General features: G+C 59.0%; 22 protein-coding genes and 1 pseudogene. 12 read left to right on the plus strand and 11 right to left on the minus strand.

Annotated features, from left to right (window positions below):
- The first annotated feature begins 175 nt into the window (after nt 1-175).
- Nucleotides 176-1,324 (plus strand): efflux RND transporter periplasmic adaptor subunit, encoded by a 1,149-nt coding sequence (locus ASD95_RS17265; RefSeq protein WP_056726122.1) that lies wholly within the window; start codon nt 176-178, stop codon nt 1,322-1,324.
- 13 nt (nt 1,325-1,337) lie between these two features.
- Entirely contained in the window at nt 1,338-4,364 is a 3,027-nt protein-coding gene (locus ASD95_RS17270; protein ID WP_056726123.1) for a multidrug efflux RND transporter permease subunit, read from the plus strand.
- Between the two features lie 111 nt (nt 4,365-4,475).
- On the opposite strand, the gene ASD95_RS29945 is transcribed toward ASD95_RS17270, so the two are convergent.
- The 5 genes from ASD95_RS29945 to colR all read right to left on the minus strand — a co-directional run bounded on the left by ASD95_RS29945 (nt 4,476) and on the right by colR (nt 8,194).
- Entirely contained in the window at nt 4,476-4,703 is a 228-nt protein-coding gene (locus ASD95_RS29945) for a hypothetical protein (RefSeq protein WP_015096670.1), read from the minus strand.
- A gap of 2 nt (nt 4,704-4,705) precedes the next feature.
- On the minus strand, nt 4,706-5,419 hold the full coding sequence (locus ASD95_RS17275) for a lipopolysaccharide kinase InaA family protein (RefSeq protein WP_056726124.1): 714 nt from the start codon (nt 5,417-5,419) through the stop codon (nt 4,706-4,708).
- Between the two features lie 4 nt (nt 5,420-5,423).
- The gene (locus ASD95_RS17280) at nt 5,424-6,092 is read right to left on the minus strand and encodes a class I SAM-dependent methyltransferase (protein ID WP_056726125.1); all 669 of its coding nucleotides are present in this window, start codon (nt 6,090-6,092) and stop codon (nt 5,424-5,426) included.
- 154 nt (nt 6,093-6,246) lie between these two features.
- Nucleotides 6,247-7,521, minus strand: a complete 1,275-nt coding sequence (locus ASD95_RS17285; RefSeq protein WP_056726126.1) for a sensor histidine kinase — start codon at nt 7,519-7,521, stop codon at nt 6,247-6,249.
- Complete coding sequence (gene colR, locus ASD95_RS17290; RefSeq protein WP_007985839.1) at nt 7,511-8,194, minus strand: two-component system response regulator ColR; 684 nt, start codon at nt 8,192-8,194, stop codon at nt 7,511-7,513. The genes ASD95_RS17285 and colR overlap by 11 nt, the downstream gene beginning before the upstream one ends.
- Nucleotides 8,195-8,412: 218 nt before the next feature.
- On the opposite strand from colR, the gene ASD95_RS17295 reads away from it, so the two are divergent.
- Nucleotides 8,413-9,156 (plus strand): phosphatase PAP2 family protein, encoded by a 744-nt coding sequence (locus tag ASD95_RS17295; protein ID WP_056726127.1) that lies wholly within the window; start codon nt 8,413-8,415, stop codon nt 9,154-9,156.
- A gap of 230 nt (nt 9,157-9,386) precedes the next feature.
- On the opposite strand, the gene groL is transcribed toward ASD95_RS17295, so the two are convergent.
- The 4 genes from groL to ASD95_RS17315 all read right to left on the minus strand — a co-directional run bounded on the left by groL (nt 9,387) and on the right by ASD95_RS17315 (nt 12,899).
- Nucleotides 9,387-11,033 (minus strand): chaperonin GroEL, encoded by a 1,647-nt coding sequence (groL, locus tag ASD95_RS17300; RefSeq protein WP_008053540.1) that lies wholly within the window; start codon nt 11,031-11,033, stop codon nt 9,387-9,389.
- Nucleotides 11,034-11,082: 49 nt separating this feature from the next.
- The gene (locus tag ASD95_RS17305) at nt 11,083-11,376 is read right to left on the minus strand and encodes a co-chaperone GroES (protein WP_056726128.1); all 294 of its coding nucleotides are present in this window, start codon (nt 11,374-11,376) and stop codon (nt 11,083-11,085) included.
- Nucleotides 11,377-11,624: 248 nt separating this feature from the next.
- The gene (locus tag ASD95_RS17310) at nt 11,625-12,101 is read right to left on the minus strand and encodes an FxsA family protein (RefSeq protein WP_056726129.1); all 477 of its coding nucleotides are present in this window, start codon (nt 12,099-12,101) and stop codon (nt 11,625-11,627) included.
- 66 nt (nt 12,102-12,167) lie between these two features.
- Nucleotides 12,168-12,899 (minus strand): HugZ family pyridoxamine 5'-phosphate oxidase, encoded by a 732-nt coding sequence (locus ASD95_RS17315; RefSeq protein WP_056726130.1) that lies wholly within the window; start codon nt 12,897-12,899, stop codon nt 12,168-12,170.
- A gap of 163 nt (nt 12,900-13,062) precedes the next feature.
- Here ASD95_RS17315 and ASD95_RS17320 point away from each other — a divergent pair, with 163 nt between their 5' ends.
- Nucleotides 13,063-13,821 (plus strand): SDR family oxidoreductase, encoded by a 759-nt coding sequence (locus ASD95_RS17320; protein ID WP_056726131.1) that lies wholly within the window; start codon nt 13,063-13,065, stop codon nt 13,819-13,821.
- Nucleotides 13,822-13,923: 102 nt separating this feature from the next.
- Here the strand turns inward: ASD95_RS17320 and apbC are convergent, their stop codons facing one another.
- On the minus strand, nt 13,924-15,018 hold the full coding sequence (gene apbC / locus ASD95_RS17325) for an iron-sulfur cluster carrier protein ApbC (RefSeq protein WP_056726132.1): 1,095 nt from the start codon (nt 15,016-15,018) through the stop codon (nt 13,924-13,926).
- 175 nt (nt 15,019-15,193) lie between these two features.
- Between apbC and metG the strand changes: the two genes are divergently transcribed.
- The 8 genes and pseudogenes from metG (at nt 15,194) to ASD95_RS17365 (ending at nt 22,133) form a co-directional block, all read left to right on the plus strand.
- Nucleotides 15,194-17,245 (plus strand): methionine--tRNA ligase, encoded by a 2,052-nt coding sequence (gene metG, locus ASD95_RS17330; protein ID WP_056726133.1) that lies wholly within the window; start codon nt 15,194-15,196, stop codon nt 17,243-17,245.
- Nucleotides 17,246-17,445: 200 nt separating this feature from the next.
- Nucleotides 17,446-18,015 carry an electron transport complex protein RnfA gene (locus ASD95_RS17335; protein WP_056726134.1) on the plus strand — a complete coding sequence of 190 codons (570 nt, stop codon included), beginning with the start codon at nt 17,446-17,448 and terminating at the stop codon, nt 18,013-18,015.
- A gap of 17 nt (nt 18,016-18,032) precedes the next feature.
- Nucleotides 18,033-18,404, plus strand: a pseudogene (gene rsxB / locus ASD95_RS30375) (electron transport complex subunit RsxB); the annotation flags it as partial.
- Between the two features lie 607 nt (nt 18,405-19,011).
- Nucleotides 19,012-19,998 carry an RnfABCDGE type electron transport complex subunit D gene (locus ASD95_RS17345; RefSeq protein WP_056726136.1) on the plus strand — a complete coding sequence of 329 codons (987 nt, stop codon included), beginning with the start codon at nt 19,012-19,014 and terminating at the stop codon, nt 19,996-19,998.
- A complete protein-coding gene (locus ASD95_RS17350) occupies nt 19,995-20,606 on the plus strand; it encodes an RnfABCDGE type electron transport complex subunit G (RefSeq protein WP_056726137.1) in 612 nt (203 codons plus the stop codon). The genes ASD95_RS17345 and ASD95_RS17350 overlap by 4 nt, the downstream gene beginning before the upstream one ends.
- Entirely contained in the window at nt 20,599-21,183 is a 585-nt protein-coding gene (locus ASD95_RS17355) for an Rnf-Nqr domain containing protein (RefSeq protein ID WP_056726138.1), read from the plus strand. The genes ASD95_RS17350 and ASD95_RS17355 overlap by 8 nt, the downstream gene beginning before the upstream one ends.
- A gap of 25 nt (nt 21,184-21,208) precedes the next feature.
- Nucleotides 21,209-21,847 (plus strand): endonuclease III, encoded by a 639-nt coding sequence (gene nth / locus ASD95_RS17360; RefSeq protein WP_008053529.1) that lies wholly within the window; start codon nt 21,209-21,211, stop codon nt 21,845-21,847.
- A gap of 106 nt (nt 21,848-21,953) precedes the next feature.
- Entirely contained in the window at nt 21,954-22,133 is a 180-nt protein-coding gene (locus ASD95_RS17365) for a PA3496 family putative envelope integrity protein (protein ID WP_007972325.1), read from the plus strand.
- A gap of 81 nt (nt 22,134-22,214) precedes the next feature.
- On the opposite strand, the gene ASD95_RS17370 is transcribed toward ASD95_RS17365, so the two are convergent.
- Nucleotides 22,215-22,841: a response regulator transcription factor gene (locus tag ASD95_RS17370; RefSeq protein ID WP_056726139.1), complete on the minus strand. Its 627-nt coding sequence runs from the start codon at nt 22,839-22,841 to the stop codon at nt 22,215-22,217.
- Nucleotides 22,842-23,350 lie beyond the last annotated feature (509 nt).

Consider the following 23,350-nt stretch of genomic DNA (forward strand, 5'->3'; position numbering starts at 1 on the left):
CCGCGCCTGTATCGGGATGACGTTCACCCCGCAGGCGCGACCCGAGGCGACGAATCTTTTCAGGCTTTCACCCCTCTAATACCTCGCAACCTGTAAAAACGGCAGTTGGATTACCCTCTACACTCCCGGTAATGTGCCCCACTGTCTCGCCTGATTTTCTCCAAGGAACTGGAATATGCTGCGTCGCCGCATGCTGATCATGTTGGGTGTTGTTCTACTGATTGTGCTGGTCCTGGCTGCGTACAAAGCCTTCTCGATCTACACGATGGTTCAAGGCTTCTCTGCACCCAGACCGGCTATCAGCGTTGCCGTGGCCACCGCCACCGAGCGCCCATGGCAAGCCCGACTGCCTACCGTCGGCACGCTCAAGGCATTGCAGGGCGTGGACCTGAGCCTGGAGACCGATGGCACCGTTATCGATGTCCAGTTCGAGTCAGGGCAGAAGGTCAAGGCCGGTCAACCCATCGTCCGGCTCGACAGCGCCGTGGAAAGCGCCCTGCTCGAAACCGCCCTGGCCGACCTCGGGCTCGCCCAGCTGGACTACAACCGTGGCAGCCAGCTGGTGGGCAGCCAGGCGATTTCCAAAGGCGAGTTCGACCGACTCTCGGCGGTCCTGAAAAAGAGCAGGGCCACGGTTAATCAGCTCAAGGCGGCGCTCGAGAAAAAACGCATCATCGCGCCGTTCAGCGGCACCATCGGCATTCGTCAGGTGGACGTCGGCGACTATGTGGCCAGCGGCACCATGATCGCCACCCTGCAAGACCTCAGTAGCCTGTATGTCGACTTTTTCGTGCCCGAGCAGTCGGTGCCGAAGATTGCGCTCGGCCAGCCGGTGCAGGTCATTGTCGCGGCGTATCCGACCCTGGAGTACCCCGGCACCATCAGTGCAATCAACCCTAAAGTCGAGAACAGCACCCGTAACGTGCAGGTCCGCGCCACTCTGGCCAACCCTGACGGCAAGTTGATGCCAGGCATGTTCGCCAACCTCCAGGTACTCCTGCCCGACCCGCAGCCGCGCATCGTGGTGCCAGAAAGCGCAATTACTTACACGCTCTACGGCAACTCCGTGTATGTGGCCGTGCCCAAGAAGGCTGAGGATGGCAGCCTGGTTAAGGACGACAAGGGCCAACCGGTGCTGATCGCCGAACGGCGTTTTGTCGAGACCGGCGAACGCCGTGATGGGCAAGTGATGATCACCAAAGGCGTGCAGAGCGGCGAGAAAGTAGTGACCGCCGGCCAGCTCAAGCTGGATAACGGCTCACGCGTTGCCATCAGCGACGACAAGACCCTCACCGGGCAGAACAGCCCGCGACGCGCGGACTGATCAAGGAATTCCCATGGCTTTTACCGACCCGTTCATCCGCCGTCCGGTACTCGCTACCGTGGTCAGCCTGTTGATCGTGCTGCTGGGCTTCCAGGCCTGGAGCAAGCTGCCGCTACGCCAATACCCGCAGATGGAAAACGCCCTGATCACGGTGACCACCGCCTACCCCGGGGCCAACGCCGAGACCATCCAGGGCTACATCACCCAACCGATGCAGCAAAGCCTGGCCAGCGCCGAGGGCATCGACTACATGACCTCGGTCAGTCGCCAGAACTTCTCGGTGATCTCGATCTACGCGCGCGTCGGCGCCAACAGCGACCGTCTGTTTACCGAACTGCTGGCCAAGGCCAACGAGGTCAAGAACCAGCTGCCCCAGGACGCTGAAGACCCGGTACTGAGTAAAGAGTCTGCCGATGCGTCAGTGCTGATGTACATCAGCTACTTCAGCAAGGAGTTGAGCAACCCGCAGATTACCGATTACCTGTCACGGGTGATCCAGCCCAAGCTGGCGACCTTGCCCGGCATGGCCGAAGCCGAGATCCTCGGTAACCAGGTGTTTGCCATGCGCCTGTGGCTGGACCCGATGAAGCTGGCGGGTTTCGGCCTCAGTGCCAGCGATGTGACCAACGCGGTGCGCCAGTACAACTTCCTCTCGGCCGCCGGCGAGGTGAAGGGCGAATACGTGGTCACCAGCATCAATGCCAATACCGAACTCAAGTCCGCCGAAGCCTTCGGGATGATTCCACTCAAGGTCGATGGCGACAGCCGTGTGCTGCTGCGGGATGTGGCGCGCGTGGAAATGGGTGCGGAAAACTACGACTCCATCAGCTCGTTCGGTGGCACCCCTTCGGTGTACATCGGCATCAAGGCGACGCCCGGCGCTAACCCTCTGGAAGTGATCAAGGAAGTGCGCAAGATCATGCCGGACCTGGAGGCCCAGCTACCGCCGAACCTGAAAGGTGAAATCGCCTACGACGCCACCCTGTTCATCCAGGCCTCGATCGACGAAGTGGTGAAGACCCTGTTCGAAGCGGTACTGATCGTGATCGTCGTGGTGTTCCTGTTCCTTGGCGCCCTGCGCTCGGTGGTGATCCCGGTGGTGACCATCCCGCTGTCGATGATCGGCGTGATGTTCTTCATGCAGATGATGGGGTACTCGATCAACCTGCTCACCCTGCTGGCGATGGTATTGGCCATCGGTTTGGTGGTGGATGACGCCATCGTGGTGGTGGAAAACATTCACCGTCACATCGAGGAAGGCAAGACACCGCTCGAGGCTGCCGTTGAAGGCGCCCGGGAGATCGCCATGCCGGTGGTTTCGATGACCATCACCCTGGCGGCGGTGTATGCACCGATCGGTTTCCTGACCGGTCTGACCGGGGCGCTGTTCAAGGAGTTCGCCCTGACCCTGGCCGGCGCGGTGGTGATTTCCGGTATCGTCGCCCTGACCCTGTCGCCGATGATGTGTGCGTTTCTGCTGCGCCACGACGAGAACCCCAGCGGCCTGGCCCATCGCCTGGACATGATTTTCGAAAGCCTCAAGCGCCGCTACCAGAGCCTGCTTCACGGCACCCTCAACACCCGGCCTGTGGTGCTGGTGTTTGCCGTAATCGTGTTGTGCCTGATTCCGGTCCTTCTCAAATTCACCAAATCGGAACTGGCACCGGATGAGGACCAGGGCATCATTTTCATGATTGCCAACGCCCCGCAGCCGACCAACCTCGACTACCTGAACACCTACACCGACGAGTTCGTCTCGATTTTCAAGGCGTTTCCCGAGTACTACTCGTCGTTCCAGATCAACGGTTTCAGCGGCGTGCAATCGGGCATCGGCGGTTTCCTGCTCAAGCCATGGGACGATCGCAGTCGCACGCAAATGGCGATCCTGCCCGAGGTGCAGGCCAAACTGGAAAAGATCCCGGGGCTGCAGATTTTCGGCTTCAACCTGCCGTCACTGCCGGGCACCGGCGAAGGCTTGCCGTTCCAGTTCGTCATCAACTCCTCCAACGATTACGAATTGCTGCTGCAAGTGGTCGACCGGGTAAAAAAACGCGCGAAGGAGTCCGGCAAGTTTGCGTTTGTCCACGTTGACCTGGCCTTCGACAAACCGGAAGTGGTGGTGGATATCGACCGCGCCAAGGCTGCGCAGATGGGGGTTTCCATGCAGGATCTGGGGGGAACCCTGGCGACCCTGCTCGGCGAAGGCGAGATCAACCGATTCACCATTGAGGGTCGCAGCTACAAGGTCATTGCCCAGGTCGAGCGGCCGTTCCGTGACAATCCGGACTGGCTGAACAATTACTACGTGAAGAACACCAAGGGTGAACTGTTGGCGTTGTCGACCCTGATCACCGTCAGCGACCGCGCTCGACCGAGACAGCTGAACCAGTTCCAGCAACTCAACTCGGCCATCCTGTCCGGCGTACCGCTGGTGAGCATGGGGGAAGCCATCGACCTGGTGCGCCAGATCGCCCGGGAAGAGGCACCCGCCGGCTTTGCCTTCGACTACGCTGGCGCATCGAGGCAGTACGTACAGGAGGGCAGCGCCCTGTGGGTTACCTTTGCCCTGGCACTGGCGATCATTTTCCTGGTGCTGGCGGCCCAGTTCGAAAGTTTCCGCGACCCGCTGGTGATCCTGGTCACCGTGCCACTGTCTATCTGCGGCGCATTGATTCCGCTGTTCCTGGGTTGGTCGAGCATGAATATCTATACCCAGGTAGGGCTGGTGACCTTGATCGGGCTGATCAGCAAGCACGGCATCCTGATCGTCGAGTTCGCCAACCAGCTACGCAAGGACAAGGGCCTGACAGCGCGCGAAGCGGTAGAGGAAGCGGCAGCCATCCGGTTGCGTCCGGTCCTGATGACCACCGCGGCGATGGTGTTCGGCATGGTGCCATTGATCATCGCGAGCGGTGCTGGCGCGGTCAGCCGGTTCGACATCGGCACGGTCATCGCGACGGGCATGTCGATCGGCACGTTGTTCACACTGTTTGTGTTGCCCTGCGTCTACACCTTGGTGGCCAAACCCGATAAGCGCTGAAACAGATGTATCTGCAGGCTCGCTCCCACATTGATTCCTGTTGTATTGAAAATCAGGGCAATAAAAAAAAGGCCTCGCATAGCGAGGCCTTTCATTTTGGCTTCAATCGGTTCAACTCTGCGGCCTCAATCCCTGAGAGAGTCCGAACATGAACAGCAACAAGTCATGATCGGGTCGAGTGGCCACGGATGCCTTGGCAACCCGTGGCAACGGACAATGTTCTTCTGCGCTTATCGAGCTGAGAACCTGGGGGCGTGGTTGCTCCCAGGTTGCCATCGCGATCGATGCAACTGCCAAGGCTCCTACCAGAAACAAACCTCGTGCAATTTCGAGTTTCATCGCTATAAACCCTTGATAGCGCTGCCAAACGCCGTCTCATAAAAGTAGATGAGCTTTTTCCAGTCTGCGTCGCTGAACGACGAATGGCGACGCAATTGCTTGATGTCATGGACTGCTGCGCGATAGGCCGTTAAACGCTTGCGGCACTTCTCCAGATCGATCAGGGCAACTTCGACCCTGGCCATCTCGTCCTCACCGGTCACACGAACGAATACGTGCTTGTCGTAAAGGCAACCATGCTGCCAGCGGCCCTTGTGCATGCGGGCCAGGTTTTCAGCCAGGTCCTTGAGCACTCGTTCGTTTATAACTTCACCATGACGCTCGCGACCGCCACCGGCGTACCAGCGATCAATTTCCACGAAGCCGTCCAGCGACTTGGTGACCAGCAAGGCACGCCATTTGTGTACGGGATCGCGCTGTGCGCCACAGAAAACGATTTCCGGAACCCGTACGCCAAGCTCGGTCACACCGATGAGCGCAGCATGCTCGCGCAGTACCGTAGGCCGCCCGAAAGGGTGCTGCAAGCTACGATGGATATGCCCGGTCTGGCGCTTGACGTAGAGCAGTTGACCATCACTGCCCATCAGGCGTTGAACACCGCTTTCCCCGCCGCGACGGACATTGGGTTCTTCTACCCATTCACCGCGCTGATTCCAGAAATGATCGAAGCGGTCCTGGGGAACGACTTCCGTTTCTGCTGCACACTGCACTGCCATCCTGTTACCTCTTGCGTAATACGTAAACTCGCCACATGGCATAGAGCGGCAAAAAGTCCAGTTGTTCCTGGATCCGGAAACCCGCCTGCTCAAATTCCTTCTCTACGGTAGCGGCCGGTAACACAAACCGGTTTTGGTAACCTTCCTGCCCACGGGTTTTCTCCGAACGCTTGCGTTTCCAGGCCTTGAAGTTGCCATCGACCCACAGCGAAAGGATCACGCTGTCACGGGAAACCCGCTCGAATTCACGCAAAATAGCCATGCGATGCCCGGCTTCACCGATGTGGTGGAGCAAGCGCATGCAAAAGATGCTGTCGACGGCGTTGTCCGGCAAGGCGATGTCGAATGCGGATGTGTGCAAGGGTTGTACCCGTTTCACCACATCGGCAGGTTGCGCCTGGGTTGCGATCTTGAGCATGGACTGCGAGTTATCGGCGCCGATGATCACACGGTTGGATTTTTCCGCCAACAAGGGCCAGAACCGCCCTGCACCACAAGGCAAATCAAGGACCAGACCAGGCTCGCCAACCAGGGCCAGCGCCTTGCGCGCCAGTTGTTCGTCACGCCAGTGGGACAATCGACGGCCGAGACCTTCCTGGTGTTTGCGCAAATAGCGTTGCGCGTGTTGATCGTCGTACTTTTCCGAGAAATCGAGCTTGATCGGGCCGTCCATCATCAGGTCTCCTGAACTTCTGATAGCAGCTACCTTAGATTTTGTAGTGTCAGTGACTGGTCATCCATTTGTGAAAATATCGTTATGGGAAACCCTGAAGTATTACAGGGTTTTACGGAAATGACAGGGTTTGCTGGACGCCTGACTTAACAGATCAAGTTCGGGACAGCTCCACCTGAAAACGGCAGCCACTGGGCTCCATGGTTGTCAGGCTGACGTTCCAACCCTGGTTTTCACAGATCCGCTGCACCAGTGAAAGCCCCAGGCCCAAGCCTTCCCCGCGCTTTTCAGTGCCCCGAACGAAGGGTTCGAACATCGCCTCGCGTTTTTCCTCGGGAATGCCCACACCGCTGTCTTCGACCAGAAATCCGGTGCCCGTCAGGCTCAGGCGAATGAAGCCCCGCTCGGTATAGTGCAAGGCGTTGCGCAGCAAGTTACCCATCACCGCGTGCAGGAACGTCGCATTGTAGCCATTGGCCTCGGGGTTGCCCGGTTCGAAGATCAGCTTCAACCCTTTGCTTTCAATGGGCTCGCGCCACAGACCGACCAGGCCCTCGGCTACCTGGCCCAGGGACTGCTGCGGCGACATGCTGGCGTCTTCGCGCTGGGCACGGGCGAGCATCAGGAAGGTTTGCACCAGCTCACGCATTTCTTCACAGGCCCGGGCAATGCGCTCGACCTGGGCGCGACCGCGCTGATCGAGCCCCGGGTTTTCCAGCAACAACTCGCAGGAACTGGCCAGGATCATCAGGGGCGTACGCAATTCGTGGCTGACGTCGCTGGTGAACAACCGCTCGCGGGTCAGGGCCTGACGCAAGCGCCCGAGGGTGGCATCGAACGCCACGGCCAGTTCGCCCACTTCGTCGGCGGCATAGTCCGGAGCCAAGGGAGGAGCCAAACCCAGCAGTTGATCGCGATGGCGTACCTGGCGGGCCAGCCGCACCACCGGCGCCATGACCTTGCGCGCCAGCACCCAGCCAAGAAACACCGCCAGTGCCAGGCTTAGCACGAATCCCACCAGTACCACGGCAAACAGCACCCGTTCACGCTCTTCGAAGTCGCTCTGGTCCTGCAACAGCACGTAACGTCGGCCGTCGACGATTTCGACCATGGCGTGGTACGACAGGTTTTCACGGAACACTTCGTGGAAACCCGGCTCCAGGTGCCGCAAATCCTTGGGCAACCTGAAATCGCCTGGCCCGTTGCTGAAGTAGAACAATTGGTCCGGTTCGGGACGATGACTCCAGTCCGTGACATTGTCCATCAGCAGCAGGCGCTGTAAATCGCCACCCAGACCGGCCGAAATCAGTTTTTCTTCCACCAGGTGTACGGTCGCCACGATGCCCATGGCAAAGGCGCCCGCCACCAGTGCGCTCATCAGCGCAAAGGCAATGATGATGCGTTGGGCAAGGCTCTGCTTAAACTCCATCACGGCCCTCGGCCAGGCGATACCCCACACCGTGCACGGTTTGCAGCAATGGCTTGGCGAACGGCTTGTCGATCACCTGGCGCAGTTGGTGGACATGACTGCGCAGGCTGTCGCTGTCCGGGCAGTCGTCGCCCCAGAGCGCTTCTTCAAGAATTTCACGACGCAACACATGAGGGCTTTTCTGCATCAACACGGCCAGCAACTTCAGCCCGACCGGGTTGAGTTTCAGCAACCGGCCTTCGCGAGTGACTTCCAGGGTGTCGAGGTCGTAGCTCAGGTCGCCGACCTGCAAGGTCCGCCGCCCGCCGCCCTGGGTTCGGCGCATGACCGCCTCGATACGCGCTGCCAGTTCCGACAGGGCGAACGGTTTGATCAGGTAGTCATCGGCACCCGACTTGAAGCCTTGCAGACGGTCATCCAGCTGATCGCGGGCAGTGAGCATGATCACCGGTGTTTCGCGGCGGGCATCCTCGCGCAGGCGCTTGCACAGGGTGTAGCCATCGATGCCGGGCAGCATGATATCGAGTACGATCAAATCGTAGTGCTCGGTGGCCGCCAGATGCAGGCCCGACAGACCATCCTGAGCGCAATCCACGGTATAGCCTTTGAGCCCCAGGTAATCGGCCAGGTTGGCCAGGATATCGCGGTTGTCTTCAACCAATAGAATTCGCATGGGTATCTCTCCGTCCACAGTAACGGCCGTCGTGGCCCGCGCAGCTTAAGGCGAAGTTCAGCTCACGGCTAGGACTGAGTGAAGCGCAAAAGCGTGGAAATTGACCGACTACAGCCTTAACAAGTTTTTCACCCGCGATTCACACACTGGCGACAGAATCGGGTTCAAACTCCGCGCGGCTGCGCATTTGAGAACATTTCACTGATCAAGGAACTAGCATGGTTTCGACCCTTGCCCGCCCTACCCCTCGTCCGCTCAATTTCCGGGTGTGCCTTGGAGTCCCCGCCGTAGCAGCGATCATTCTGGTATTGCTCGAATTGACCAGTCTGGACATGGACCTGGCCAAACTGTTTTACGACCCGGTAGCCGGGCAATTCATTGGCCGCCACAGTTACTTTCTCGAGGACATCCTCCACGATCGCGCCAAGCAACTGGTCATCGCCTTCTCGGTGTTTGCCATCTTCGGCTACATCGCGTCGTTCTTCATGGCCAGGCTCAAACCGTTCAAGCGGGAACTGGGTTGCCTGGTGCTGTCCCTGGGCCTGGCGACTTCGTTTGTCACGCCCATGAAAGCGGTGACCGCGGTGCAATGCCCATGGAGCCTCGAGCAATTCGGCGGTCACGAGACCTACAGCGAACTGTTGAGCCCTCGCCCGCACACCGAAAAACCGGGGCGTTGCTGGCCCGGCGGCCATGCGGCCACCGGCTTCACCCTGTTTGCCCTGTTTTTCGTACTGCGTGACCGTCGCCCGCGCATGGCTCGCGCAGCGTTTGTCTTCGCCTTCGCCCTCGGCTCGGTGTTCTCCATCGGGCGAATGATGCAGGGCGCACACTTCTTCTCGCACAACGTGTGGACGGCGGTGTTCTGCTGGCTGATCTGTTTGGGGTCGTATTACTACGTTCTGTACCGACCGGCGTTGAAGGCTGAACGCGGGACCACTGCAGAACCTGTCGGCGCCTGATCTGACGTCATCGCGGGCAAGCCACGCTCCCACAGGATTTATGCAGTTCCTTGTGGGAGCGGGCTTGCTCGCGAAAGCGGAATGTCATTCAGCATCTATGTCGACTGACACACTGCCTTCGCGAGCAAGCCCGCTCCCACAATGGATCGATGTGAACATTGAAATCCGGGCAATAAAAAACCCCGCCGGCTTTCGCAGGCGGGGTTTTTTCGTACAGGGGTAAGGCTGGCTTACATCATGCCGCCCATGCCGCCCATACCACCCATGTCTGGCATACCGCCACCAGCACCGCCGTCTTTCTTCGGTGCATCAGCAACAGCAGCTTCGGTGGTCAGGATCAGACCGCCGATCGACGATGCAGCTTGCAGAGCCGAACGGGTAACCTTGGTTGGGTCCAGGATGCCCATTTCGATCATGTCGCCGTATTCGCCAGTCGCAGCGTTGTAACCGAAGTTACCTTTGCCGTTCTTGACTTCGTTGACCACAACGCTTGGCTCGTCACCGCTGTTGGCAGCGATCTGACGCAGCGGTGCTTCAACGGCACGGCGCAGAACAGCGATACCTACGTCCTGATCAGCGTTGTCGCCTTTCAGATCGTTCAGGGTTTGCAGAGCGCGGATCAGCGCAACGCCACCGCCAGGTACCACGCCTTCTTCAACGGCTGCACGGGTAGCGTGCAGGGCGTCTTCAACGCGGGCTTTCTTCTCTTTCATTTCGACTTCGGAACCAGCGCCAACCTTAATCACTGCAACGCCGCCGGACAGCTTGGCCAGACGCTCTTGCAGTTTTTCACGGTCGTAGTCCGAGGAGGTTTCGGCAACCTGGGCACGGATCTGAGCAATGCGGGACTCGATGTCGCCCGCTACACCAGCACCGTCAACGATGATGGTGTTTTCCTTGGAGATGGTCACGCGCTTGGCGCTGCCCAGGTTTTCCAGGGTGGCTGCTTCCAGGCTCAGGCCGATCTCTTCGGAGATAACGGTACCGCCGGTCAGAACGGCGATGTCCTGCAGCATGGCCTTGCGGCGGTCGCCGAAGCCTGGAGCCTTGACGGCTGCGACTTTAACGATGCCACGCATGTTGTTCACGACCAGAGTCGCCAGGGCTTCGCCTTCAACGTCTTCGGAAACGATCAGCAGTGGACGACCGGCTTTGGCAACGGCTTCCAGCACTGGCAGCATTTCGCGGATGTTCGAGATTTTTTTGTCGACCAGCAGAACCAGCGGGTTGTCCAGCTCGGCAACCATGGTTTCCGGCTTGTTGACGAAGTACGGGGACAGGTAGCCACGGTCGAACTGCATGCCTTCTACAACCGACAGTTCGTTTTCCAGGCCAGTGCCTTCTTCAACGGTGATCACGCCTTCTTTACCGACTTTTTCCATGGCTTCGGCAATGATGTCGCCGATGGAGTTGTCGGAGTTGGCCGAGATGGTGCCAACCTGAGCGATTGCCTTGGTGTCAGCGCATGGCTTGGACAGGTTTTTCAGCTCTTTGACGATGGCGATGGTCGCCTTGTCGATGCCGCGCTTCAGATCCATCGGGTTCATGCCGGCAGCGACGGCTTTCAGGCCTTCGTTGACGATCGACTGAGCCAGAACGGTAGCGGTGGTAGTACCGTCACCAGCGTCATCGTTCGCACGGGAGGCAACGTCTTTGACCAGCTGCGCGCCCATGTTTTCGAAACGGTCTTCGAGTTCGATTTCTTTGGCGACGGAAACGCCGTCCTTGGTGATGGTCGGAGCGCCGAAGCTCTTCTCGATGATCACGTTACGGCCTTTCGGGCCCAGGGTCGCTTTTACCGCGTCAGCCAGGACGTTAACGCCTTTGAGCATTTTCTTGCGGGCGGAATCGCCAAACAGAACTTCTTTAGCAGCCATGATCGATATTCCTTAAATACTTTGAAGTAGCGGGAAAATGAGCGGGTAATCAGCCTTCGATAACAGCGAGGATTTCGTTCTCGCTCATTACCAGCAGGTCTTCGCCGTCGATTTTCACAGTGTTGCTGCCGGAGTAAGGACCGAACACAACCTTGTCGCCCACTTTCACGGACAGTGCACGCACTTCACCGCTTTCCAGTGCTTTGCCTGGGCCTACAGCGAGGATTTCGCCGCTGTTGGCTTTTTCAGCAGCCGAACCTGGCAGGACGATACCGCCAGCGGTTTTCTTTTCTTCTTCGCTGCGACGGATGACGACGCGGTCATGCAGAGGACGAAGCTTCATTGTCGATCTCTCCTAATTGTGGTTTTCATCGGCCGGTGTAGTCCCGGCGGGTTTAACAAAGTCCGGCGGCGCCGGGTGCGGTTCGTCAAGCGAACCGCGGAAGTCTGTCTGGCGTGATCGCCAGAAACCTTGCGGTGACCGTTACATAAGGGCGCATAAGCTTATTACAAGGGCGGAGTTCGAAAAATTTTCTGTTCGCTGCCCCGCAAACGGACACGGCACCCGCAGGTGCCGTGTCGATGTGCGTATTACTTGGTATCGCGGTGTTCGAACTCGCCTTCGATCACGTTGGGCTCACGGCCCAGCGGTTCGCGAGGCACCGGGCCGCCACGGGCCTGGAGATCGTCGGCGAACGCTCGCTGACGCAGCGCCTGCTCTTCGGCGCGCTGGCGCATTTTATTGGCCAGCAGGCGACGGCTGAACGGCAACAGCATGAAAAGGCCGATCACATCGCTGATGAAACCCGGAAGAATCAGCAGGCCACCGGCCAATGCCAGCATCAGGCCTTCGAGCATGGTCTGGGCCGGCAGTTCGCCGCGGCTCAGGCTTTCACGGGCACGCAGGGCCGTAGCCAGGCCGGCGATGCGCAGCACAAACACGCCGAACATCGAGCCGAGAATGATCAGCAGCAGGGCCGGGAAAAACCCGATGGACCCTGCCACCTTGACGAATACGAACAGCTCCAACACCGGGAACAGCAGAAAGAGCAACAAAAAAGGGCGCATCAAATGGTTCCTCAACGCAAGAATGCCTTGCCAGTTCACCTTAGATGACGTCGCCGTTTCGTGAATTCAAGCGTCGGCCACTTCATTTTTCGGCCAATGATCGGCGTGGGCCAGAGAAACCAAGGCTTCGCGAACTTGTGTCGGCGTATTACAAGACGCTTGAAACGGCAACCAGTACAGACTTTGACCGATACGCAGGTGCATGCCTTCGGTATCGATACCGACCATTTGCGCCGGCACGTTTTTCGGCAGCCCGGCCAGATCGACGTAATGGGCGATGGCCTTGGCGTGATCGGCGTTCATGTGCTCGACCATGCTCACTTCGGCCTTGCCGGCGAACGGGTTGGCCAGGGTCAGTTCGTTGACCCAATGAATCGCGCCAAAACCGCCGATGTATCGGTGGCGTACAGGCTCGAGCACCCAGAAATCGAAATCGTGGGCCTTGTGATAACCCTGCGACTCCGGGAAGTAGCGGTAGTAACGCTCGGAAGCAGCCTCGATGGCGGCTTCGTCTTCGAGTTGATGCGCCTCGGCCAGGTAAGTCAGTCGACCAACGGCCTGGACATCTTCGGCGCCACGTTCGCCGACAAAGAGCGAGCATTTCCGATCTTTTTGCAGGTTATGCGTGTGCTGGGCGATACGGCTGATCAGGATCAGCGGCCGGCCCTGCTCGTCCAGGCAGTAAGGAACCACGGAGCCAAACGGAAAACCGGGCATCGATTTGGAGTGCGTCGAGAGCACCCCACGGTATTCCTTGAGGAGCAATTCTCGTGCATGCTTAGCCGCTTCAACGCTCAATTTATGACTCCTTAAATAGAATCCGTCAGAAAAACGGACGAGCTGCTAGTGAAAGTCCCAGCACGCCATCGGGGCAGTTCTCATGTGCAGCCGGGCCACGTCAGGCGCAGATCGAGAGGCTCTCTACAAGGAAAACACTCAGACCTGCTACCGGGGCATGCGAATGCAACTCACTGACAAAGTAATCATTATCACTGGCGGTTGCCAGGGTTTAGGCCGCTCCATGGCCGAGTATTTCGCAGGCCTGGGCGCGAAACTCGCGCTGGTGGACCTGAACCAGGAAAAACTCGACGACGCGGTCACCGCCTGCAAGGCCCAGGGTGTCGAGGCCCGCGCCTACCTGTGCAACGTGGCCAACGAAGAGCAAGTGACCCACATGGTTGCCCGGGTCGCTGAAGACTTTGGCGCGATCCATGGCTTGATCAACAACGCCGGGATCCTGCGCGACGGCCTGTTGCTCAAGGTCAAGGATGGCGAAATGACCAAGATGAGCCTGGCCCAGTGGCAGGCCGTCATCGACGTCAACCTGACCGGCGTGTTTCTGTGCACCCGTGAAGTCGCGGCGAAAATGGTCGAGCTGAACAACAGCGGCGCGATCATCAATATCTCGTCGATTTCCCGCGCCGGCAACGTCGGTCAGACCAACTACTCCGCCGCCAAGGCCGGTGTCGCTGCGGCAACCGTGACCTGGGCCAAGGAACTGGCACGCTACGGAATTCGCGTCGCCGGCATTGCACCGGGCTTCATCGAAACCGAAATGACCCTGGGCATGAAGCCTGAAGCGCTGGAGAAGATGACTGCCGGGATCCCGCTCAAACGCATGGGCAAGCCTGAAGAAATCGCCCATTCGGCGGCCTACATCTTCGAGAACGACTATTACACCGGTCGGATCCTGGAGATGGATGGTGGGTTGCGGATCTAAAGCAAGATCAAAAGATCGCAGCCTGCGGCAGCTCCTACATGGGACTGATGTTCACCCTGTAGGAGCTGCCGCAGGCTGCGATCTTTCAACAGGCGACCGGAATCAATCGTCGCTGACGCTGATATTCGGCATCGCCGGCGTCAAAGCCTCCTGCAACACGATCCGCGCCCCCACATGGCGGGCCAGTTCCTGGTAAACCATCGCAATCTGGCTGTCAGGCTCGGCGATCACCGTTGGCTTGCCGCTATCGGCCTGCTCGCGGATGACCATCGACAGCGGCAGCGAAGCCAGCAACTCGACGCCATACTGGTTGGCCAGTTTCACACCTCCGCCCTCACCGAACAGATGCTCGGCATGTCCGCAGTTGGAGCAGATGTGCACGGCCATGTTCTCCACCACGCCCAGCACCGGAATGTTGACCTTGCGGAACATTTCCACACCCTTGCGCGCGTCCAGCAATGCCAGGTCCTGCGGGGTGGTCACGATGACCGCGCCGGCCACCGGCACTTTCTGCGCCAGGGTCAGCTGGATGTCACCGGTGCCAGGCGGCATGTCGATGACCAGGTAATCCAGGTCCCCCCACGCGGTCTGGGTCACCAGTTGCAGCAAGGCGCCGGAGACCATCGGCCCGCGCCAGACCATCGGCGTGTTGTCATCGGTGAGGAAGGCCATGGACATCACTTCGACGCCATGGGACTTGAGCGGCACGAACCACTTCTGGTCCTTCACTTCAGGGCGGGTGCGCTCGGGGATGCCGAACATGATGCCCTGGCTCGGGCCGTAGATGTCTGCATCGAGAATCCCGACCTTGGCGCCTTCGCGGGCCAGGGCCAGGGCCAGGTTGGCCGCCGTGGTGGATTTACCCACGCCGCCCTTGCCGGACGCCACGGCCACCACGTTTTTTACGTTCGCCAGGCCCGGAATCTGCGCCTGAGCCTTGTGCGCAGCGATCACACTGGTGATTTCAACCTTGGCACTGGCCACGCCATCCAGACCCTGAATGGCCATTTCCAGCATCTGCGCCCAGCCACTCTTGAACAGCCCGGCGGCATAACCCAGTTCAAGCTGAACGCTGACGCGCTCGCCCTGGATCTCGATGTTGCGCACGCACCCGGCGCTGACCGGGTCCTGGTTCAGGTAAGGGTCGGTGTATTGGCGAAGGACGGCTTCCACCGCTGCGCGATTGACGGCGCTCATGGGCAACTCCGAAAACAGGACTGGAAAGATGATGGGTATCGTACCTGTTCTAAGCGTTCGGCGGGATGTTGAACCTTCACCTGTTACTCATCCAATGAAACAGGCTCACAGGGTGAAAAATATGCGCCGGCGCTTTATAGTGGCCGACCTCCGTTTCATCAAGTAGCCGAGCCCCATGTCCGAGCCACGCAAGATCCTCGTCACCAGCGCCCTGCCCTATGCCAATGGTTCGATCCACCTTGGCCATATGCTGGAATACATCCAGACCGATATGTGGGTGCGCTTCCAGAAGCACCGCGGCAATCAATGCATTTATGTCTGTGCTGACGACGCCCACGGATCGGCGATCATGCTGCGCGCGGAAAAGGAAGGCATCACCCCGGAACAGCTGATCGCCAACGTCCAGGCTGAACACAGCGCCGACTTTGCCGATTTCCTGGTGGACTTCGACAACTTCCACTCCACTCACGCCGAAGAAAACCGTGAGCTGTCGAGCCAGATCTACCTGAAGCTGCGTGACGCCGGGCATATCGCCACGCGTTCGATCACCCAGTACTTCGACCCGGAAAAGAAAATGTTCCTGGCCGACCGCTTCATCAAGGGCACCTGCCCGAAATGCGGCACCGAAGACCAGTACGGCGACAACTGCGAAAAATGCGGCGCGACCTACGCACCCACCGACCTGAAGGATCCGAAGTCGGCGATCTCCGGCGCCACCCCGGTGCTCAAGGATTCCCAGCACTTCTTCTTCAAGCTGCCAGACTTCCAGCAAATGCTGCAAACCTGGACCCGCAGCGGCACCCTGCAGGATGCCGTGGCCAACAAGATCGCCGAATGGCTGGATGCCGGCCTGCAACAGTGGGACATCTCCCGCGATGCGCCGTACTTCGGTTTTGAAATCCCCGACGAGCCGGGCAAATACTTCTACGTGTGGCTGGATGCGCCGATCGGTTACATGGCCAGCTTCAAGAACCTGTGCAACCGCACGCCGGAGCTGGACTTCGACGCGTTCTGGGGCAAGGACTCCACCGCCGAGCTGTACCACTTCATCGGCAAGGACATCGTCAACTTCCACGCCCTGTTCTGGCCAGCCATGCTCGAAGGCGCGGGCTACCGCAAGCCAACCGGGATCAACGTGCACGGCTACCTGACCGTCAACGGCCAGAAGATGTCCAAGTCCCGCGGCACTTTCATCAAGGCCCGGACCTACCTGGACCACCTGTCGCCGGAATATCTGCGCTATTACTATGCGGCCAAGCTGGGCCGTGGCGTCGACGACCTGGACCTGAACCTCGAAGACTTCGTGCAGAAGGTCAACTCCGACCTCGTGGGCAAGGTCGTCAACATCGCCAGCCGTTGTGCCGGCTTCATCAACAAGGGCAATGCCGGCGTGATGGTCGACACCAACGCCGCGCCCGAGCTGACCGAAGCCTTCCTGGCCGCCGCGCCAGGCATCGCCGACGCCTATGAAGCCCGCGACTTCGCCCGCGCCATGCGCGAGATCATGGGCCTGGCCGACCGCGCCAACGCCTGGATCGCCGACAAGGCGCCGTGGTCGCTGAACAAACAGGAAGGCAAACAGGATGAAGTCCAGGCCATCTGCGCCACCGGCGTCAACCTGTTCCGTCAACTGGTGATATTCCTCAAGCCAGTGCTGCCGCTGCTGGCCGCTGATGCCGAGGCGTTCCTCAACGTCGCGCCGCTGACCTGGAACGACCACGCGACCTTGCTCGGCAATCACCAGCTGAACGAGTTCAAGCCGTTGATGACCCGTATCGACCCGGTCAAGGTGCAAGCCATGACCGACGCCTCGAAAGAAGACCTGACTGCCAGCCAGACCGACACCGGCGAAGCCGCGCCTGCCGGCAACGGCGAGTTGGCCAAGGATCCGCTGTCGCCGGAAATCGAATTCGACACCTTTGCCGCCGTCGACCTGCGTGTCGCTCTGATCGTCAAGGCCGAACACGTGGAAGGTGCAGACAAGCTGCTGCGCCTGACCCTGGACATCGGTGACGAGCAACGCAACGTGTTCTCCGGGATCAAGAGTGCTTATCCGGACCCGTCCAAGCTCGATGGTCGACTGACCATGATGATTGCCAACCTCAAGCCACGGAAAATGAAGTTCGGTATCTCCGAAGGCATGGTGATGGCGGCCGGCCCTGGCGGTGAAGAGATCTACCTGCTCAGCCCTGACAGCGGCGCCAAGCCGGGCCAGCGCATCAAGTAAGGTCTGCGGCAAATCGATCCCACAGTCGTGCCTGGCGCGGCTGTGGGATTTTCATGTCTGGCCCATACTGTCTCTCAGGTCTGGCTTCATCTTGTAGGAGCTGCCGCAGGCTGCGATCTTGGCTTCTTTAAGAGCAAAGTCAAAAGATCGCAGCCTGCGGCAGCTCCTACAGAGTTATCCAGCATCGGATATGGACGATCATGACCGAAATCCTGCTTACGCTTATCAGCGCCGCCCTGATCAACAACATCGTGTTGCACTGGCCGTTGGCCGTCGATCCGCTGCTGGCCGGCCAGCGCCGTCAGGTCCATGCCCTGGGCATTGCGACGACCTGCCTGATGCTGGTCGTGGGCATGCTCGGCTATGCGTTCTTTCAATGGCTGCTGGTGCCACTGCAATTGACGTCGCTGCGTCTGTTTGTGTTTCTGCCATTGAGCGTGCTGCTGATCAGCCCGTTGCTGAAGTTGTTGGCCCGGGTGTTTTCGACATTGCCGTTCGAAGGCCTCTGGCCGTTACTGCTGGGCAATGCCGGCGTGCTCGGCGTGGCCTTGCTCAACGCTCAGCAAGACAAGGGTTTCTTTCACGCCACAGCCTTGAGCCTCGGTGCAGGGCTGGGCTTCTGGCTGGTGTTGAGCCTGTTCACTGATTTGCGTGAACGCACGGCCGACAACGATGTTCCCCTGCCCTTTCGCGGCTTGCCGATCGACCTGATCGGTGCCGGCCTGATCGCAGTGGCTTTTCTCGGATTCAGTGGACTGATCAAAACATGAGTCTGATTCAAATCATCGACGCTCTCTTGCCGCAAACCCAATGCGGCAAGTGCGGCCACCCCGGGTGCAAACCGTACGCCGAAGGCATCGCCAATGGCGAGCCGATCAACAAGTGTCCGCCAGGCGGCAACGAAACCATCGCGGCCCTGGCCGATTTGCTGAAGGTGCCGGTGCTGGAGCTGGATGTCAGCCGTGGCTCGGCCCCGGCGCAGATCGCCTATATCCGCGAGGCCGAGTGCATTGGTTGCACCAAGTGCATCCAGGCCTGCCCGGTCGATGCCATCGTCGGCGCGGCCAAACTGATGCACACGGTGATCATCGATGAGTGCACCGGTTGTGACCTCTGCGTGGCACCGTGCCCGGTGGACTGCATCGAAATGCGCCCGTTGCTGCCGAACACGGTACTGCCCGTTGTCGGGGGCCTGGCCCTCACACCACAGGCGCGGCAGGCCCGCACTATCAAGCGCGACCACGCACGGCGCCGCTTCGAACAACGCAATGCTCGCCTGCTGCGTGAGGAACAACAGAAAGTCGCCGAGCGCCAGGCAAGGCAGCGAGCCGCGCAACCTGCCGAGACGACAGCCGACCCGGTGCAGGCGGCCCTCGAACGCGTCCGCGCACAGAAAACCGCCAATGCCGATGGCGAACTGAAAAAGGCCAGGATCGATGTTGCGATGAGTCGGGCGCAGTTGCACAAATCGCTGAAGGCCTTTGGGCACCCGCCAACCTTCGAACAGCAATCGCAGTTGATTGCCCTGCAACAGCAGTTCGAAGCCGCCGAGAAAAACCTCGCGCACCTGGAAAGTGTCGCCCCATCGGCCCCTGCACCGACGGTCGCAGCTGTGTCGTCAAATGATGCCGATCTGAAACGGGCCAAGATCCAGTTGGCCATGCGCCGCGCCGAACTCAAGAAGGCTCAGGCCAACGAGGCACCGGCGGAGCAAATCGAAGCCCTGGAGCGCGCACTCGGTGAAGCCGAACGCCTGGTAGACGCCCATGCCAGCCCTTGACGTGGTGGATGATCGCCTGCAACAGGCGATGAAACTGGTGCTGTTGGCCACGCTGCCGGGAATGCTGGCGGCGTTCTGGCTGTATGGCTGGGGCATGTTGATCAATCTGGTTCTGGCGGCCACTGCCGCGTTGGCCGTCGAGGCCGCTGTCATGCATTTGCGCCAGCGACCGCCGGGGCCAACCTTGAGTGACGGTAGCGCGCTGGTCAGTGCCGCACTGCTGGCTCTGGCGCTGCCACCTTACTGCCCATGGTGGCTGACCCTCAGTGCAGCCGCTTTTGCGATGGTATTCGGCAAGCACTTGTATGGCGGCGTCGGCTTGAATCCCTTCAACCCGGCGATGCTCGGTTTGGCGCTGGTTCTGGTGACCTTTCCCTACCCAATGACCCTTTGGCCATCGCCCCATGGCATGGATCTACCGAGCGGCTTGCAGCACGTGTTCGGCATCGGCCAAATGCCGGATGCGTGGGTGCAGGCCACCGCACTGGACAGTCTGCGGATCAACAAAAGCCTGACCATTGATGAACTGTTTGCCGGCAACCCGGCATTCGGCCACTTTGGCGGCCGGGGGGTGGAATGGGTGAACCTGGCCTTTGTGGCGGGTGGAATGTTTCTCCTGCAACGAAAGGTGATCAGTTGGCATGCACCGGTTGGCATGCTGGCCAGCCTGTTCATCATCAGCCTGCTGTGCTGGAACGGTTCGGGCTCCGACTCCCATGGCTCGCCATTGTTTCACCTGCTGAGTGGCGCGACCATGCTGGGGGCGTTCTTTATCATCACCGAACCGGTGTCCGGCCCCAGAAGCCCTGGCGCGAAATTGCTGTTCGGCGTCGGCGTCGGGCTCCTGACTTATCTGATTCGTACCTGGGGTGGTTATCCGGACGGCATCGCCTTCGCGGTGCTGTTGATGAACCTGTGCGTGCCGGCGCTGGAGCGGTTCGTAGCAGCCAGGCAACAGCCGGAGGCGCCATGAACCGGACATCAAGCATCGCACTTGTGGTGCTTTTGGCCGCATTGGGCCTCGGCATGACCTACTTCGTGCAACTCGGCAGCGCGCCGCGCATTGCAGCCGAACAGCGCCTGATCGACAGCGGTCATCTGCTGGACCTGATCGCGCCGGACAGCTACGACAATCAACCACTCGAACACCCCATAACGATTGAAGCAACCCCACTGACCAACAGCACCTTGCTCGGTGGTTATCTGGCGACCCGGGGCGATCAACCCGTCGCGGTGTTGCTGCGCAGTCAAACCCTTGGCTACGCCGGTGCCATCGACCTGTTGATCGCTGTCGACGCCAACGGCAGGTTGCTGGGCGTCAAAACCCTCAAACAGTTGGAAACACCAGGGCTGGGGGCAAAGATCGCCGACTGGCCCAATGCCTGGCTCCGGGTTTTTTCCGGCAAGTCTCGAACAGAACCCGGTGACAGCGGCTGGGCGCTGAAAAAGGATCAAGGGCAGTTCGATCAGATCGCAGGCGCGACCATCACCTCAAGAGCGGTGATCAATGCCATCCACGATGCCTTGCGCTACTTCGATGAACACCGGCAACAACTGCTCGGAATCCCTGCCCATGGATAGCTCCTCGACTCTGCGTAACGCCTTGATGCTGACACCGCTGATCGGCGCCACCCACTCGCTGATGGCCGCACTTGGCCTATGCCTGATGTTCATGGTGGTGACCGAGTTGTTCAGCCTGGCCATGGGCGTCCTGCGATCCCGACTGGTCCCGGCGACCTGCTTGCTGGCCAGCATCCTGTTGGCGGCCACGCTCACCAGTTGCGCGGAACTCATGGCACAAGTCTGGTCGCTTCAATGGCAGCAGCATCTGGGGTTTTACGGCGCCCTGATCGCCTTGCAATGCGTCGTACTGGAACACACCGGGTTCTTTCAGAACGGTTGGCGCCAACGCCGGCGACTCAATGCCCTGTTTGCCACGTTGATGATCGCGTTGGGCCTGCTGCGCGAACTCATCGGCAACGGAGCACTTGGAAACCCTCTATCGTGGCTGTCCGGCGCAACACAAACTGACTGGCAAGGCTGGGTACTGATGGCTGACGATGGCCTGCGCCTGGCCACCCTGGTCCCTGGCGGGTTCATCCTGCTCGGGCTGCTGATCGCCGCCTGGCAGGCCTGGCGCCCCACGCCCACACACTGATTGCCTTCGAGGAAACGTACTACCCATGAATGCCGCAAAACGTCTGGAAATCTTCCGCAGACTGCACGAGGACAACCCGGAACCAAAGACCGAGCTGGCCTATTCCTCACCCTTCGAATTGCTGATCGCCGTGATTCTCTCGGCGCAGTCGACCGATGTGGGCGTCAACAAGGCCACGGCCAGGCTGTTCCCGGTCGCCAATACCCCGGCAGCGATCCATGCCCTGGGTGTCGAAGGGCTCTCGGAGTACATCAAGACCATCGGGCTGTACAACAGCAAAGCGAAAAACGTGATCGAAACCTGCCGCTTGCTGGTCGAGCGTCACGCCGGTGAAGTGCCACAAACCCGCGAAGAGCTGGAGGCACTGCCCGGCGTCGGCCGCAAGACCGCCAATGTGGTACTCAATACGGCATTCCGTCAGCTGACCATGGCCGTCGACACGCATATTTTCAGGGTCAGCAACCGGACGGGTATTGCTCCCGGCAAGAATGTGGTGGAAGTCGAGAAAAAACTGATGAAATTCGTGCCCAGGGAGTACCTGCTCGACTCCCATCACTGGCTGATTCTTCACGGCCGCTATGTCTGCCTGGCCCGCAAGCCCCGATGCGGAAGCTGCCGGATCGAGGACTTGTGCGAATACAAGCACAAAACCTCCGACGATTGAGGCGCTATTAGGTTTATTGAATTGTCGATTGAAAAAATCTTTTTTACCCGCCGGGAGATTGTCGATATAAGGAGCGCCAAAGGCCTTCTTAGCCTGGAGCAACTAAATGAGTACTGGCAAAGAGCAATTGGACGTAGAAGACGATTTCACCACCGCCGAAACCGATGACGCCGAGCCGGTGGTTGAAGTGGCGAAAACTAATCTGAGCAAACGCCGCACCATCGACAACCTGCTGGAGGAGCGCCGACTGCAAAAGCAATTGGCCGATTACGATTTTGATTTATGACACCTGAAAGCCTCCCGAAACGGAGGCTTTTTTTCTAAGTGCCATACCCCGGTAGGCGCCCCTTGTCGCGCAATTATGTCATCACACCAGACCATTGCGTTGTGCCAGTTCGATCAGATCGACCAGAGACCGCGCATTGAGCTTGAGCAACAGGCGGGTCTTGTAAGTACTGACTGTTTTATTGCTGAGAAACATTCCATCGGCAATCTCTTTATTGGTCTTTCCTCGGGCCAACTGTTGCAGGACCATCATTTCCCGCCCCGACAACCGATCAACCATATCGGCCTCACTGGCATTCCCCAAACTGCAACGCACGGTATGCAAGGCTTGATTAGGAAAGTAACTGTAACCTGACAACACGGCCTTTATTGCACTGAGCAACTCCGTGAGGTCTTGTTGCTTGCAGACGTAACCGGCTGCACCGGACTGCATGCAACGCATCGAAAAATGTCCCGGTGCCTGGGAAGTCAAGATCAGCACTTTCATCGGCATTGAGGCCGAAGACAAACGCGCGATGACTTCCAATCCGTCCAGCTTCGGAATCCCGATATCCAGAATGACAATGTCCGGCATAAGTTCACGGGCTAGTTGCAGTGCGTCCACACCATTATCGGTTTCTGCAATAACTTCGTAGCCATGACGCTCCATTAGCATACGTACCGCAAGACGAATGACGGGGTGATCATCCACGATCAGCACTTTATTCATGGGCAAGTCCAATTTTCGCTGTTCGAATTTTTAGAGCCCGCACAATAGCCTAGTCGTTTCACCCATGGCATGTCGCCCCTCCCGGCCACCCACACCAAGAGACATACCCTACAAACAACACGGATTTCTCCTACAAAAATCCCTCGAACGGAATGAATTGAAAACTGTATCAGCGTCAGTGTGTCGCACTTTCCAGCAGCCACCCCTGTCGATTTACGACCAAAATTTTCCGAGTACCAGCTTGATCGGCCGCGCCCTGAAAAACACTAGCCTCTACCTCTCCGTCAAAACGTAACTGATATTTACGTATTCAACACTCACACCGGAAATATCACACACCCAGCATCCATTTACTCTTACAGCAAATAATATTTTTTGAGCAATCATTAAAACATGCCAAAAACTCAAGAACCCTAAGAGCAATACAACAAACAAATAATAACCCGCCAAAAACCAGCAGACACTAAAAAACATTACAATAACCACCACATCAAACCAACCTCATAAAC

Origin of the sequence: Pseudomonas sp. Root71, assembly GCF_001429045.1 — a bacterium.
GTDB classification, from domain to species: domain Bacteria; phylum Pseudomonadota; class Gammaproteobacteria; order Pseudomonadales; family Pseudomonadaceae; genus Aquipseudomonas; species Aquipseudomonas monachiensis.